This window comes from Caulobacter sp. ALps2 (genome assembly GCF_058681635.1).
Genome location: NZ_JBZWKE010000002.1, coordinates 91,838 through 104,696 on the forward strand (window position 1 = coordinate 91,838; position 12,859 = coordinate 104,696).

A 12,859-nucleotide genomic window follows, 5' to 3' on the forward strand; every position below is an offset into this window, starting at 1 on the left:
GATGGTAGAGAATCGACAGGTTGGGCCGCTATGCTCTTGGCGCCGGCGCGCGGGGCTCGGCATAGAGGGTGTCGATCAGCGGACATCCTGGATCCTGCCCTGCGTCGCAAGCTCGGACGGAGTCAGCCAGGACCCGCTCCATCCGCTTGAGATCGGCGATCCGCGCTCGAACGTCCTTCAGATGAACGGCGGCCAAGTCGCGCACCTCTGCGCAGGTGGAGTGTCCGCCAGCCGCCAGGCCAAGCAGCGCTCGCACCTCATCGAGTGTGAAGCCGAGTTCGCGGGCGCGGCGCACAAATCCGAGCCGGACCACATCGCCTCCGCCGTAACTGCGGTAGCGGCCTCGCCGAGGCGGCGCGGGCATCAGGCCGATCCGCTCGTAGTAGCGGATCGTTTCGATGTTGCAGCCCGTGCGCCGGGACAGTTCGCCAATCGGGATCGCGGTATCCGCCATGCTGTTCTGCGCCTCTCAATTTTGGGCTTGAGTCTGTAGTCACTACAGATCGTATGTAGTGATCTTCAGCCCTCACGGGCAAGCTGCGGTCATGATCGCAGCGTCGCTCTGACGGTTCCACCGAAGTCGCCGAGGCCATTTGCGATGCCCATCCAGAATCCCCTCACACGCGCGGCTGACAAGGCGGGCGTCATCGGCTCGATTGTCACCGCCATGGGGTGCGCGGCGTGCTTCCCGGCGCTCGCGAGTCTTGGCGCCGCGCTGGGCCTTGGTTTCCTGAGCCAGTACGAAGGAGTCTTCATCCGTTACCTCCTGCCGCTGTTCGCCGTGATCGCCCTCATCGCCAACACGGTCGGCGGGCTTCGCCATCGTCGGTGGGCGCGAATGGCGCTGAGCGTCGTCGGGCCGACATTGGTGCTTGCGGCGGCTTTGCTCATGGCCACCCGCGGCTGGCCGACGGCGTGGCTCCTCTATCCCGGACTGACCTTGATGGTGGTCGTGGCGATCTGGGATCTCGCCGCGCCGCCTCGCAATGCTCCCGCGCGCCCCCGCGAAGGGGTGGTTTCTTGACGCCATGGCGAGGTTTATCGAAAGGAGATTCTCCGTGTCGGAATCCAAAAGCGGCCGCAGCGCGTTGGCGCTTGGCGGCTTGGCCGCCATTCTGGCCTCGACCTGTTGCCTCGGCCCACTCCTCTTGGTCGCCCTCGGATTCAGCGGGGCCTGGATCGGCAATCTGACCGTGCTGGAACCGTACCGTCCGTTGTTCATCGGCGCGGCGCTAGTCGCCATGGCCTTCGCCTATCGCCGAATCTTCCGCTCGGCCCGCGCCTGCGAGCCCGGCGAAGTCTGCGCCGTGCCCAAGGTCAGGACCACCTACAAAGTGATCTTCTGGGCGGTCGCGGCGCTCGTCCTTGTCGCGCTGGCGTTCCCCTACGTCCTGCCCCTGTTCTACTGAAAGGAAGCCCCCATGAAGAAGCTCGTCTCCCTGATCGCCCTGATGGGCGCGCTCAACTCTCCCGCGTGGGCCGCGACGAAGACGGTCACCCTGACGGTGCCCGGCATGACCTGCGCGGCCTGCCCGATCACCGTCAAGACAGCGCTTGCCAAGGTCGCCGGCGTCGAGAAAACCGAGGTCAGCTTCGAAAAGCGCGAGGCCGTCGTCACCTTCGATGACGCCAAGACGACGGTCGCCGCCCTGACCAAGGCGACTGCGGGCGCGGGCTACCCGTCCACCGTGAAGCGCTGAGGAACCTGCCCCGTGACCGACGTGATCGCCCTGCGCATTGACGGAATGACCTGCGACTCGTGCGCCACGCACGTGAGGGAGGCCCTGGAGCGCGTCCCAGGCGTGCGCTCGGCCGCCGTCTCCTATCCGAAGGCGCGGGCGGAGATCGCGGCCGATGCGGGGGTGAGCTCCGAGACCCTTGCGGCCACGGTCGCGACGCTCGGATATCTCGCCTCGGTCGACGACACGGGCGCGGCGCCCCCAAGTGTCTTCGACAAGGCGCTGGGCTTCCTGGCGGGCGGGGCGCAAAGCGGCGCCGGCGGCGTCCCGCTGCACATCGCCGTCATCGGCAGCGGCGGCGCGGCGATGGCGGCGGCGCTGAAGGCCGTCGAGCAGGGCGCCAAGGTCACCCTGATCGAGCGCGGCGTCATCGGCGGAACCTGCGTCAACGTCGGCTGCGTGCCGTCCAAGATCATGATCCGTGCGGCGCATATCGCCCATCTGCGCCGCGAAAGCCCGTTCGATGACGGGATCGGGGCCTGCACGCCCGCGATCCTGCGCGAGCGGCTGGTGGCCCAGCAGCAGGCGCGCGTCGATGATCTGCGGCAGGCGAAATACGAGACCATCCTCGCCGACACCCCGACCATCACGGTGTTGCGCGGCGATGCCCTCTTTCGGGACCGCCACAGTCTGCTCGTGCGCCAGGCCGGCGGGGTCGAGCAACATGTGCCCTTCGACCGCTGCCTGATCGCCACCGGCGCCAGCCCGGCCGAGCCACCCATTCCGGGCTTGTCGGATACGCCGTACTGGACCTCGACGGAGGCCCTTGAGAGCGAGACCCTCCCGTCGCGCCTGGCGGTAATCGGCTCGTCGGTCGTCGCCGTCGAACTGGCCCAGGCCTTCGCCCGGCTCGGCAGCAAGGTGACGATCCTGGCGCGCAACACCCTGTTCTTCCGTGAGGACCCGGCCATCGGCGAGGCGGTCACGGCCACCTTCCGCGCCGAGGGCATCGAGGTGCTGGAACACACCCAGGCGAGCAAGGTCGCCTACGCCGACGGCGAGTTCGTCCTCGCTACCGGCCAAGGCGAACTTCGCGCGGACAAGCTGCTCGTCGCGACGGGCCGGGCGCCCAACACCCGAGCGCTCGCCCTGGAGGCGGCCGGCGTCGCCGTCAACGCGCAGGGCGGCGTCGTGATCGACGCGGCCATGCGCAGCAGCACGCCGCACATCTACGCCGCCGGCGACTGCACCGACCAACCACAGTTCGTCTATGTCGCGGCGGCGGCCGGAACCCGGGCGGCGATCAACATGACCGGTGGCGAGGTCGCCCTAGACCTGGCCACGATGCCGGCGGTCGTGTTCAGCGATCCGCAGGTTGCCACGGTCGGGCTCAGCGAGACGGAGGCCCGCCGCGCCGGGATCGAGACCGACAGCCGGCTCCTGACCTTGGACAACGTCCCGCGCGCCCTCGCTAACTTCGACACACGCGGCTTCATCAAGCTCGTCGCGGAAGCCGGTAGCGGCCGGCTCATCGGCGTCCAGGCCGTGACGCCGGAGGCGGGCGAGATCATCCAGACGGCGGCGCTCGCCATCCGGGCGCGCATGACCGTCGGCGAGCTTGGCAACCAGCTGTTCCCCTACCTGACCATGGTGGAAGGCCTGAAGCTCGCGGCCCAGACCTTCTCCAAGGATGTGAAGCAGCTCTCCTGCTGCGCCGGTTGAAGGTTCAGTTTGGGCGGCGAGCGGAGCGCGCACCTCATGATGACGCCTAACCCTCCAGGCGAGAGACTGAAAGGTCTGCTTTCCGGCTAGCGAGCGCGCAGACGACCAGCCACGCGCCGACACGCGCGAACGCCGACTTCCGCACCAATGTTCTTGGTTCGTACTTCTAAGCGCCTTTTAGCGCACAAACCTTGAGGTGAACCCACCTAGTGTTTCGAGGAAGACGGCCCAACGCGCCTCGGTGCGAGAGCGGAACCGATAGCCTTTCCAGATTGTCTCGATCGCCTTCAATTGGCCCTCCTCTGTCAGCCCCCGCATAGTCGAATGGGAAGCTGCACTTGGCTAGCGTGTCGCCTCGTGGCTGCGACAGAATGGGTCGCATGCGCAGGACCGGCGCCTGGCGTAGCGGCCCGACGCAGCGCAGAGTCCGGCCATGGCGCGGTGGGGCGGAGATCACAGCCGGTGGCGGCAGGGTACGGTGCGACTGGCTTTTGGCCAGACGGCCGAGGGACGCATCGTCTCGATCCGCGACGTGGTCAGCGGGCGCGCCTGCGGGTGCGTCTGTCCGGCGTGCGCGGAGCCTCTGATCGCCCGAAAATTTCGTGAGGGGCCGGGGCGACGAGCCGATCATTTCGCCCATGCGCGCGACCGCGTTTGCGTTCACGCCCTGGAGACCGCGCTCCACAAGCTTGCCAAGCAGATCCTCGTCGATGCCCTGGGCCTGACCTTGCCGGCCATCGTCGCAGACCGCGAGGGCGTGCGGCGCCAGAGTCACGGCGCCAAACACCAGGCGTTCGAGTCCGCGGCGGCGGAGGTGGCCTTCCCTGGGGTTGTCGCCGATGTCGTCCTGCGCCGAGGAGCGCGCGACCTGATCGTCGAGATCCTGGTCACCCATGCTTCGGACGCCGAAAAGGTCGCAAGGATCCGCGGCCTGGAGACCTCGGCCATCGAGATCGACCTGTCGAAGCTGGCGCGTCGCGCAGATCTTGAGACGGTGGCCGAGGCGGTGCTGGTCAGCGCCCCGCGCAAATGGCTGTTCAATCCCGCTCAGGATGCGGTCGAGGCCGAGGTGGCCCAGGTTCTAGCCGACCGTGCGGAGGTCGCCCGGCAGAAGGTCTTGCGCCAGGCGAAGACCCTTGTGCGCCACTGGGCCGCCCTCCCCTCTCCCAAGGACGGGACTAATCGCCCCGCCGTGCGCAGTGCGATCGCTCAGATCGAGGCTTGCGGTCTCTCGGCCCATATCGGCGTTCTGGTCGCCGCGGGCCAGAAGGCGCTGAACGTCTCGCCCAAGGCCTGGCAGGCCATCGTTCTCAAGGCGCTGGTGATCGACCAGCAGCCTTGGTTCGGGCGCGCGGGCCTGTCGATCGCGGCGCTGCGCGACCACCTCGATCGCCAGGGCTTTCTGCCGTCCTTGTTCGGAGTCTCCCGCGACGCCGAACTGATCGGTGCCGCCCGTGCGTTGGCTCCGGACTTCGCCACGCCGACCGGGTTGATCGGCGCCTATGTCCGATGCCTGCAGAAGGCCGGTCTGGTCGAGACCGACGACGGCCTCTGGCGAGCACCGATCAAGGTTCGCCAGCAGATCGCCCGGCAGGTTCGCGAAACGCGCGAACGCCAGGCCCGGACGGATGATCTGCGGGTGGTTCTGGACGAGCTGCTGACGCGCGCCGGCCCCGAAGGCGAGGGCTTCGAACGCGACGCTTGGCTTGGCCGGTCCCTAGGGGCCAGACCCTCGCCCCTGTCGGTGGCGGCAAGCGGCGGCCAGGCGTGGACCGAGCTCAAGGCGGGGTTGTCACGGATCGGCGACGCCTTCTGGAGTTATGACGCCGAGGTCGATGTGCTGGACCTGCCGCTACGTCCGGCGCTGGAGCGGGCCGAGCAGGCTCGAAAGGACGCTGCCGAGCGTCGCCGGTTGGCGGCTGAGGCGCAGGCTTTGGCCGCCGCCGACGCGCGCGAGGCGAGGTTCCGAGAGGCGGCGTTGGCGGCTCGCGGGGACGCGGCCGAGGCTTGGATGGCGGGCCTGGCGCCGCCGGCCAATGTCATGACGCGCCTGGAAGCGGTTCGGTCCAGTCCGGCCCTGTTGCAGGCGGCGCTGGATGCCCTGGTGCGTAGGGTGTCCGAGCAGAAGCGGCAGGAGGCTCAGCGATTGATGGCCCAGGAGGCTCTGGCTGAGCTGTGGGACGCCGCCTGCGCCGAGCATGGGGAGGATTGGGCCAAGGCGTTCATCAGCAACCCCGACCCGCGACTCAATGGCCGCCGACCTCGCGAGGTGTGTGTCGATCCCGCCAGCCTGAAATGGTGCCTGGACCTTGTGCGGCCGCGACCACGACGTCGACGTGGCCCGTAGAAATCGGCCGCCGCTGATGATCGCGGTCGTCGTCCTGACGGTGCTGACCAGGATGCCCGAGGTGCGGCCCCCGCCCGTTAACCTTTAGGCTTGCGCCACGCGAAGCGGATCCAGCGTCTGGATCAGGGGCCTTCGATCAATTCTCGGATTCGCGCCGCCAAGGCGTCCATCGCGAAGGGCTTTGTGATCATCGCCATCCCGGGGTCCAGGAAACCCGACGCCACCGCCGCGGTCTCGGCGTAGCCGGTCATGAACAGGGTTTTCAGTCCCGGCCTCTGCAGGCGCGCGGCGTCGGCGATCTGGCGACCGTTCAGGCCCGGCAATCCGATGTCCGTGATCAGCAGGTCGATGGGCTGGTTCGACTGCAGGATCTCCAGGCCGGTGGGTCCGTCGGCCGCCTCCAGGGCGCGGTAGCCCAGTTCGTTTAGGACCTCGACGATCAGCGCGCGAACAACCGGCTCGTCCTCGACCACGAGCACGGTCTCGTCATGTGCGCCCTTCACCTGCACCAGGGCGACAGCGGGTTCTTGATCCTCGGGTTGTCCATCCGCTCGAGGCAGATAAAGCTTAAAGGTGGCGCCCTGCCCCGGCTCGCTCTCGATCTTGGCGAAGCCTTGGGATTGCCGCGCGAAACCGTAGATCATCGACAGGCCCAGGCCCGTCCCCTGTCCGGTTGGCTTGGTCGTGAAGAAGGGCTCGAAGGCCCGGGCCATCGTCTCGGCGTCCATGCCCACGCCTGTATCGCTGACGCTGATGCAGACATACGGACCTGGCCGAAGGTCGGGCTTAACCGCCGACATCGCCGCATCGACGTCAACGTTGCAGCTTGTGATCGTGAGCTTACCGCCGTCGGGCATTGCATCGCGCGCGTTGATCGCCAGGTTGAGCACGGCGTTCTCAAGCTGGTTGGGATCACACCGCGTGGGCCAGACATCCTCCGGAAGCGACAAAACCAGGTCGATCGTTTCGCCCAGCGTTCGACGCAGAAGCTCTTCCATCGAGGCGATCAGCGGGTTGACCTGCACCGAACGCGGGTCGAGCGGCTGGCGCCGCGAGAACGCCAACAGCCGGTGGGTCAGGGCCGCGGCGCGACTGGCCGAAGCCATGGCGCCGACGAGATAGCGGTCCAGGTCGGCGATGCGCCCCTCCCGCAAGCGGCGCTGCATGAGGTCCAGGCTGCCGGTGATGCCCTGCAACAGGTTGTTGAAGTCGTGGGCGATGCCGCCGGTGAGCTGGCCGATCGCCTCCATCTTCTGGGATTGGCGCAGCGCCTCCTCGGTCGATCGCAGCTCGCGCGTGCGGGCCTCGACCCGCGCCTCCAGCGTGGCGTTCATCGCCAGGAGCGCGGCCTCGGCCTCGCCGCGTTCGATCACCTGCCGCGTGCGTTCGGCGACCTCCTGCATGAAGCCGATCTCTTCAGCGCTCCAGCGCCGGACCGGCCGGTCATTGAGGTAGACGATGGTCCGCAGGCGGCCAGCCCTCAGGAACGGCACGACCAGGATGGCGCGCGTGTCGACGCTGGACGCGGTGTCCAGGGTCTCGACTTCGTCGCTGATCGTATCGCTAAAGAGATCGTCGACGACCACGGTCTCGCCGGCGCTCAGCTTGGCGACGATCTTGCGGCCGAAGGCCTGGGCCGGAAAGCGACCGAGCAGGGGCGGAACGCTGCCGTCGGTCCAGCAGATCGAATAGTCGAAGACGTCCTCGATCGGGTCGAGCAGGCCATAACCGACCCGCGACACGCCGAAATAGCGGCCCATCAGCGCGCTGGCGGCTTGCAGCGCGACCTCGGTTTCGGCGCCGCGCAGCAGGTCGCTCAGCTCGAGCATGAACGCGTGGCGTGCGTCGGCCAGTTTGCTGGCGGTGATGTCGATGGCCGTACCGACGGCGCGTACGCAGCGGCCTTCGGCGTCGAACAGGCCCTTGCCCTTGGCCGCGACCCAGCGGACGACGCCGTCTTCCTTGCCGACGGTGCGGTACTGGACGTCGTAGACCGCTCTCAGATTCGGATCGAGCGCTTCGGCGAAAGCCTTGCTCGTCGCCGCCCGGTCCTCCGGGTGCAGGCCGTTGTAGAAGTCGTCCAGCGTGCAGACCGCGTCGGGCGAAACGCCGAACATCGCCTTGGTCCGGTCTGACCAGGTCAGGGTATCGGTGACCAGGTCGAGGTCCCAGGTGCCGATTTCGGCGGCCTGGGTGGTCAGGCGCAAGGATTCCTCGCTGAGCACCAGACGTTCCTGGGCGCGCCGTCGATCGCTGATGTCGCGCAGAAAGCCAATGAAGGCGGCGGGGCCGCCGGGTGTGGCGATGATCGACAGTTCGATCGGAAATTCGCGGCCCCTCCTGTCGAGGGCGGAAATCTCGATGCGGCGATTGAGAACCTGGGCCTTGCCGGTTTCCTGGTAGCGACCCATGCCGGCGTGGTGGGCGTCGCGGTGCTGCGGGGGGACGATGAGATCGCCCATGGCCCGCCCGACCGCCTCGTCGCGGGTCCATCCGAAGATCCGGGTCGCGGCCGCGTTCCAGGCCAGGATGACGCCGTGCGGATCGATCGCCACCACGGCGTCGAGCATGGCGTCCATCACCGTCAGCGCGGCTTGAGCAATAGAGTCTTGATCGGCCATTCGTCTCTCGTGCTGGGCCTGGCCCTTGGGCCGAAGGGGCTCGACATCTCGGGGACGACGATCGTCATGATTGCCATGTGAACCGCGATCCTGTCACGCTGCGCGTGGTCGTCAACAAGCCCGGAGGCGCGACGCGCCCGCGAAGCGCAACCGGTTCCTCCACGACGCCGCCGCGACTGTCACGTGCGATACGCGCCGCCCATGGTCGGCTTGCGATCCTTCCGACATTGGCAACCTGGGTCCACGGTCGCTACACCTTCGTCATGACCCGTTTCGATCGCCGCGAAAGGATCCTGGCGGCCTGCCTGGCCGCGCTGGCCGGCTATGTCGACGCTCTGGGGTTTCTGCAGCTGGGCGGCTTCTTCGTCTCGTTCATGAGCGGCAACTCCACGCGTCTTGGCGTCGGCGCCGCCCAGGCCTCGGCGAGCGCGCTGGTGGCGGCCTCTCTGATAGGGACATTCGTGCTGGGCGTGATCCTGGGTTCCCTGACCGGCCAGGCCGCCGGCATGCGCCGGCGTCCCGTGGTCTTGGGACTGGTGGCCCTGTTGCTGGCCATGGCCGCGGGGCTGCATATGGCCGGAGATCGAGGGCCGCGATCGTGGCGATGGGCCTGGCCATGGGCGCGGAGAACACCGTCTTCGAGGAAAACGGTGAGGTGCGGATCGGTCTGACCTACATGACCGGCGCCCTGGTCAAGGTCGGTCAGCGGCTGGCGGTCGCGCTCACCGGCGGCGACCGATGGGGCTGGACGCCCTTTCTCCTGCTCTGGGCAGGGCTGGTGGCGGGCGGCGTCGCCGGCGCGCTGTCGTTTCCGCGCCTTGGCTTGGCCAGCCTGTGGCTGGCGGCCGGCGCGGCGGCGGTGCTCGCCCTGGCGGCGGCTTTGATCACCCCGGGAGACGGGACGTCGACCAAGGCGTAAGTCCGCGCGGCGTGGTTCATCTCGACGAACCCGACACCGGGCGCTGGTGTTTATTCGCAAACCGTTTGCGCCTATATTCAGGTCCAGGAGTCGACATGGCCGTACTGACCAGCACCAAGGACCAGATCCGCGTCGCCGCCGCCGCCCGCAAGGCGGGGGGCTACGAAGAGCTCGACCGTCTTGCGCGCGAGAAGCTCGCGGCCGGTCCCAACGCCGTCCTGACCCGTGAAGACGGGCGACTGACCTACGTAAAAGCCAAGCCCGAAGCGGCGTGAACTTCACGCTCGCCCTTCTTGGCGGCCTGACACTCATCCTCCCGGGCCTGGTGGCCCTGATGGCCGTCCACCTGCAATCGGGCCGGTATGGCGCGCGCCGTATCGACCTGCCGGTCACCTCGACCCTGGGCCTGGTGGTGGTGCTGGGCGTCTCGATGCTGGCCCATCTCCTGGGTTGGGCGTTGTTCGACCTGGGCGTCAACGTCGCCCGCGAGCTGCAAGGCCGGTGGCCGGGCCTGACCAAGGTCTGGGGCCTGGCGACCAACCCCTACGAGGCGGCCGTGCGTCTCGCCGAAGGCGGCAAGGCGGGCCTTGGAGAAATCGTGGGCTTTCTCGCCACGGTGGGCGCCGAGGCCGGGCTGGCGGTCGCCATCGTCATGAGCCGGGGCTTTGTCCTGGTCGTGGGCGGTGTCGATCTGGGCAACCAGGGCTGGCTGTTCCAGAAGATCATCCTGCCGATCCGCCACGGGCTTCAGCCGGTCGCCTATGTCCTGACCGTCCCTCAGAGCGACGGAACGGGACTCGGGTATCGCGGGGTCATTGTCGAGGCCCGCCAGAACGTCGACGGCGAGCTGAAGGGGCTGACCCTGAACGGGTGGAGACCTACACCTACCGCGTCCCGGTCCATCGACCCTCGAGCGATCCGGTCGCCGGTGACGACGCCGAAGACCTCGCCGACGTGCGGCTTTCGACCTCTCGCCGTCGGCCCCTGGCCGGCGTGCTGGTGCTGGAGGCCAGCCAGATCCGCAACGTGCTGATCGTGACGATTCCCGATGACGTCGTCAGCGAAATCCTAGAACTGCCCGACGAGGCGGCGCCGTCGCCCGACGGCGGCGCGCCCGACCCGGCCGGGGAGCGCGCCCATGTTTGACTTGATGGTCGTTCTGGTTTGCGTCCTCCTGGTCTTCGGCGGCCTCGCCTATGCGCGGCTCTGGCTGACCGAGGTCGGGGACCTGATGTGGATGGCGGGGCTGCGGCCGCTGATCGTCATCGGATCGCTCGTCCTGACCGGGCTGATCGTCAACCTGATGTCGCTGTGGATCCTGCCGTCCAGCGGCATGACCGCCACGCGGTTCGCCCTGGCGCTGCTCGCCGCCCCGATTCCCGCACGCCGGCTCGCCGATTGGATCGTGTGGATGCGAATTCCGAAGGGCGGGCGCGAGGCGTTCGAAGCCGGCGTTGTTTTCGACCAGGCCTCGGCCCAACAGCAGAGCGAGTTCATCCGCTCGCTGGGCGAGGCGGAGGCCGCCGCGCCCAGCGAGCCTTGAGCCTAGCCGGCCGGCGATGCGCCGCCGAGGCGGTCGAACGCGGTCTCCAGGGCGTCGTTGATGATCGCGTTGATGTGGCGGGTGACGGCCAGGAGTTCGCGGTAGTCCTCCAGCGTGTGCTTGGGATCGATGGGGCCGAGCGCCAGGCTGATGGTTCCCTCCTCGGTGTCCTTCACCGAGAAGGCCGCCGAGATATGGCGAGCCGAAAAAATGCACCGCGCCGCTGGTGCTCTCGTACACCTCCTGCATCCACGGATAGTCGGCCAGCAGTTTTTCCTTGAGGTATTTGTCGGTCATCGGCTGGCCGTCGGCCGCCCTGATCCGGTTGATCTGGCCTCCTTCGAAGACCTGTTTGGCGAAGGCCTCGGGATCGTCGACCCAGAAGACGGCGTGCAACCGAAACGCCGTGTCCAGCTGCAGGCGGATCAGCGCGATGACCACAAGGTGGTTCTTGTCCTCGATCAGTTGGCGGAGAGCCCGGCTCTGGGCCAGCGTGCGTCGCCCGACGCCCATCAGGAAGACGTGGGTGGCGTACATCGGCCGGCCCGGCCCCACATAGCGGGCCACGACCTCCAGAAGCTCCCGCTCGGTGCGCTCGATGTCCCTGAGGATGCCTAAAGCCGTTTCCGCCGACCGATCGAAATCGCTCATTCAGTGGGCCTGTGCGCCGGGCGGCCGGATCGTTCCTTGGTCCTTGCGAAGGTCGCTGATGGTCATCTTCAGCATGTCCGGCAGATCCGGCTGGTCGATCCTGGCGGCGATCGCCGCCAGCACGGCCACCCGCAAGGCGGCCGACACGCAGGCTTCGGCCGTCGATCCTGTCGACAAGGCCGCGGGCGCGTTGCGGATGATCTCGTGGGCGACCCCGAACATGCCCTTCAGCGCCGTCTGCTCGACGGGCTCATAGGCGTCCGCATCGAAATCGTCCGCCGAGCTGGGTCGCGGCCCCGGCGGCGGGGCCGCGGCGACCGCGGCGACAACCTCGGCGGCGGCCGCCTCGACCAGATCGGTGAGCTCGCCGGCGCGAGCGTCGAGGTCAGCGAAGGGCACGTGACGGACGCCAAGGTCGGTCTGGGCCTCCAGTTCGGCGTTGGTCTTGGCCGCGACGCGGGCGACGATGGTGACGCCGTCGGCATAGTCGCCCCATTGGGTCATCAGGCGGATCCGCGGCTTGCGATCGGAGGACCGCCGCAGCTCCTCGGCGCGCGCCATCGCCCGCGCCAAAGCCTGGCCGACACTCAGGTGATGGTCCGGCATCGAAGTCCCCTCCCCTCGCGATCACACGAGGCTCCTACGATTCCGCGTGGACGACGAGATGGTCGTGCCGTCGGCGGTACGTCGCTTTCGAAGGCCGGCCGCCACCAGAGGAGCTATCGCGCCGCCGGGTCTACGCGTCGCCAGTGTCGATTCCGGCCGCCCCATCGCGGTGGCCGCCCTCTGCGTCCGCGATCGTCGCAGCCCATCCCGACCTTGGTGAAAGCGTCCTACCGGAGAGAATGGCCATGACTCCGACTCAACCTGTCCAAAACAACAGGTTGACCTGGCTAGGTGTCGCGCGTACCGGTGCACATGCTGTTCACCCAGGGCCAAGTCCGAAGTCTTCTCGAGATACAGTTCGAGACCCTGCGTCGGTGGCGCGAACACATCCCCGCCCTGGCGCGGCACAAGGGCCATGCGCCGAGCTTCACGCCGGGCGACGTCGTCGCCCTGGCGCTGATCTCGGACCTGGTGGCGCAATACGGCGTTCGCCCCAACGCCTTGGCATCTTCGTTCGATTCGCTGGTTCAAGCGTGCCACGGTTGTTCGTGGATGATGCTCGAGACCTGCGTCGCGGTCTTCGACGCCACGGGCGTCAAACTCCTTCAAGCCAGCGATCCGCGCCGCGATCTTGGCGAAGGCCTCATCCTGTCGGCGCCATGCCGGCCGCTGGTCGAGCGGTTGCGCGCCCGTCTGGTCGATGTGGAACCCGAAGCGGTGCAGCCGAGCCTGCAGTTTCCGCCGGTGCCGGTCCGAGGTGGGCGATGATCA

At 67.9% G+C, this 12,859-nt stretch carries 16 protein-coding genes; 12 read left to right on the forward strand and 4 right to left on the reverse strand.

Annotated elements, in window-relative coordinates:
* Positions 1 to 28 precede the first annotated feature (28 nt).
* Positions 29 to 454 (reverse strand): MerR family transcriptional regulator, encoded by a 426-nt coding sequence (locus ACW173_RS25450; protein ID WP_062099743.1) that lies wholly within the window; start codon positions 452 to 454, stop codon positions 29 to 31.
* Positions 455 to 598: 144 nt separating this feature from the next.
* Between ACW173_RS25450 and merC the strand changes: the two genes are divergently transcribed.
* The 5 genes from merC (at position 599) to ACW173_RS25475 (ending at position 5,748) form a co-directional block, all read left to right on the forward strand.
* Entirely contained in the window at positions 599 to 1,024 is a 426-nt protein-coding gene (gene merC / locus ACW173_RS25455) for an organomercurial transporter MerC (RefSeq protein WP_062099742.1), read from the forward strand.
* Positions 1,025 to 1,058: 34 nt separating this feature from the next.
* Complete coding sequence (gene merT, locus ACW173_RS25460; RefSeq protein WP_062099741.1) at positions 1,059 to 1,409, forward strand: mercuric ion transporter MerT; 351 nt, start codon at positions 1,059 to 1,061, stop codon at positions 1,407 to 1,409.
* 12 nt (positions 1,410 to 1,421) lie between these two features.
* Positions 1,422 to 1,700, forward strand: coding sequence for a mercury resistance system periplasmic binding protein MerP (merP, locus tag ACW173_RS25465; RefSeq protein WP_062099740.1), 279 nt, complete (start codon positions 1,422 to 1,424; stop codon positions 1,698 to 1,700).
* Positions 1,701 to 1,745: 45 nt separating this feature from the next.
* Positions 1,746 to 3,401, forward strand: a complete 1,656-nt coding sequence (gene merA, locus ACW173_RS25470) for a mercury(II) reductase (RefSeq protein ID WP_369797890.1) — start codon at positions 1,746 to 1,748, stop codon at positions 3,399 to 3,401.
* A gap of 433 nt (positions 3,402 to 3,834) precedes the next feature.
* Positions 3,835 to 5,748 (forward strand): hypothetical protein, encoded by a 1,914-nt coding sequence (locus ACW173_RS25475; protein ID WP_492086192.1) that lies wholly within the window; start codon positions 3,835 to 3,837, stop codon positions 5,746 to 5,748.
* Between the two features lie 122 nt (positions 5,749 to 5,870).
* On the opposite strand, the gene ACW173_RS25480 is transcribed toward ACW173_RS25475, so the two are convergent.
* Positions 5,871 to 8,369 (reverse strand): PAS domain S-box protein, encoded by a 2,499-nt coding sequence (locus tag ACW173_RS25480; RefSeq protein ID WP_492086193.1) that lies wholly within the window; start codon positions 8,367 to 8,369, stop codon positions 5,871 to 5,873.
* Between the two features lie 227 nt (positions 8,370 to 8,596).
* Between ACW173_RS25480 and ACW173_RS25485 the strand changes: the two genes are divergently transcribed.
* From ACW173_RS25485 to ACW173_RS25505, 5 genes are all read left to right on the forward strand, one after another.
* Entirely contained in the window at positions 8,597 to 9,040 is a 444-nt protein-coding gene (locus ACW173_RS25485) for a YoaK family protein (protein WP_492086194.1), read from the forward strand.
* A complete protein-coding gene (locus ACW173_RS25490) occupies positions 8,986 to 9,288 on the forward strand; it encodes a DUF1275 family protein (RefSeq protein ID WP_492086195.1) in 303 nt (100 codons plus the stop codon). The genes ACW173_RS25485 and ACW173_RS25490 overlap by 55 nt, the downstream gene beginning before the upstream one ends.
* A 95-nt stretch (positions 9,289 to 9,383) precedes the next feature.
* Positions 9,384 to 9,563: a hypothetical protein gene (locus ACW173_RS25495; protein ID WP_492086196.1), complete on the forward strand. Its 180-nt coding sequence runs from the start codon at positions 9,384 to 9,386 to the stop codon at positions 9,561 to 9,563.
* Entirely contained in the window at positions 9,560 to 10,321 is a 762-nt protein-coding gene (locus tag ACW173_RS25500) for a hypothetical protein (protein ID WP_492086197.1), read from the forward strand. Before ACW173_RS25495 ends, ACW173_RS25500 begins: the two co-directional genes overlap by 4 nt.
* Before the next feature lie 105 nt (positions 10,322 to 10,426).
* The gene (locus tag ACW173_RS25505; RefSeq protein WP_492086198.1) at positions 10,427 to 10,831 is read left to right on the forward strand and encodes a hypothetical protein; all 405 of its coding nucleotides are present in this window, start codon (positions 10,427 to 10,429) and stop codon (positions 10,829 to 10,831) included.
* A 2-nt stretch (positions 10,832 to 10,833) separates the two neighbouring features.
* On the opposite strand, the gene ACW173_RS25510 is transcribed toward ACW173_RS25505, so the two are convergent.
* Positions 10,834 to 11,007: a hypothetical protein gene (locus ACW173_RS25510; RefSeq protein ID WP_492086199.1), complete on the reverse strand. Its 174-nt coding sequence runs from the start codon at positions 11,005 to 11,007 to the stop codon at positions 10,834 to 10,836.
* Here ACW173_RS25510 and ACW173_RS25515 point away from each other — a divergent pair.
* Complete coding sequence (locus ACW173_RS25515) at positions 10,997 to 11,449, forward strand: hypothetical protein (protein WP_492086200.1); 453 nt, start codon at positions 10,997 to 10,999, stop codon at positions 11,447 to 11,449. The genes ACW173_RS25510 and ACW173_RS25515 overlap by 11 nt on opposite strands.
* A 33-nt stretch (positions 11,450 to 11,482) precedes the next feature.
* On the opposite strand, the gene ACW173_RS25520 is transcribed toward ACW173_RS25515, so the two are convergent.
* On the reverse strand, positions 11,483 to 12,088 hold the full coding sequence (locus tag ACW173_RS25520) for a hypothetical protein (RefSeq protein WP_492086201.1): 606 nt from the start codon (positions 12,086 to 12,088) through the stop codon (positions 11,483 to 11,485).
* 291 nt (positions 12,089 to 12,379) lie between these two features.
* Between ACW173_RS25520 and ACW173_RS25525 the strand changes: the two genes are divergently transcribed.
* On the forward strand, positions 12,380 to 12,856 hold the full coding sequence (locus tag ACW173_RS25525) for a hypothetical protein (RefSeq protein WP_492086202.1): 477 nt from the start codon (positions 12,380 to 12,382) through the stop codon (positions 12,854 to 12,856).
* Positions 12,857 to 12,859: the final 3 nt, after the last annotated feature.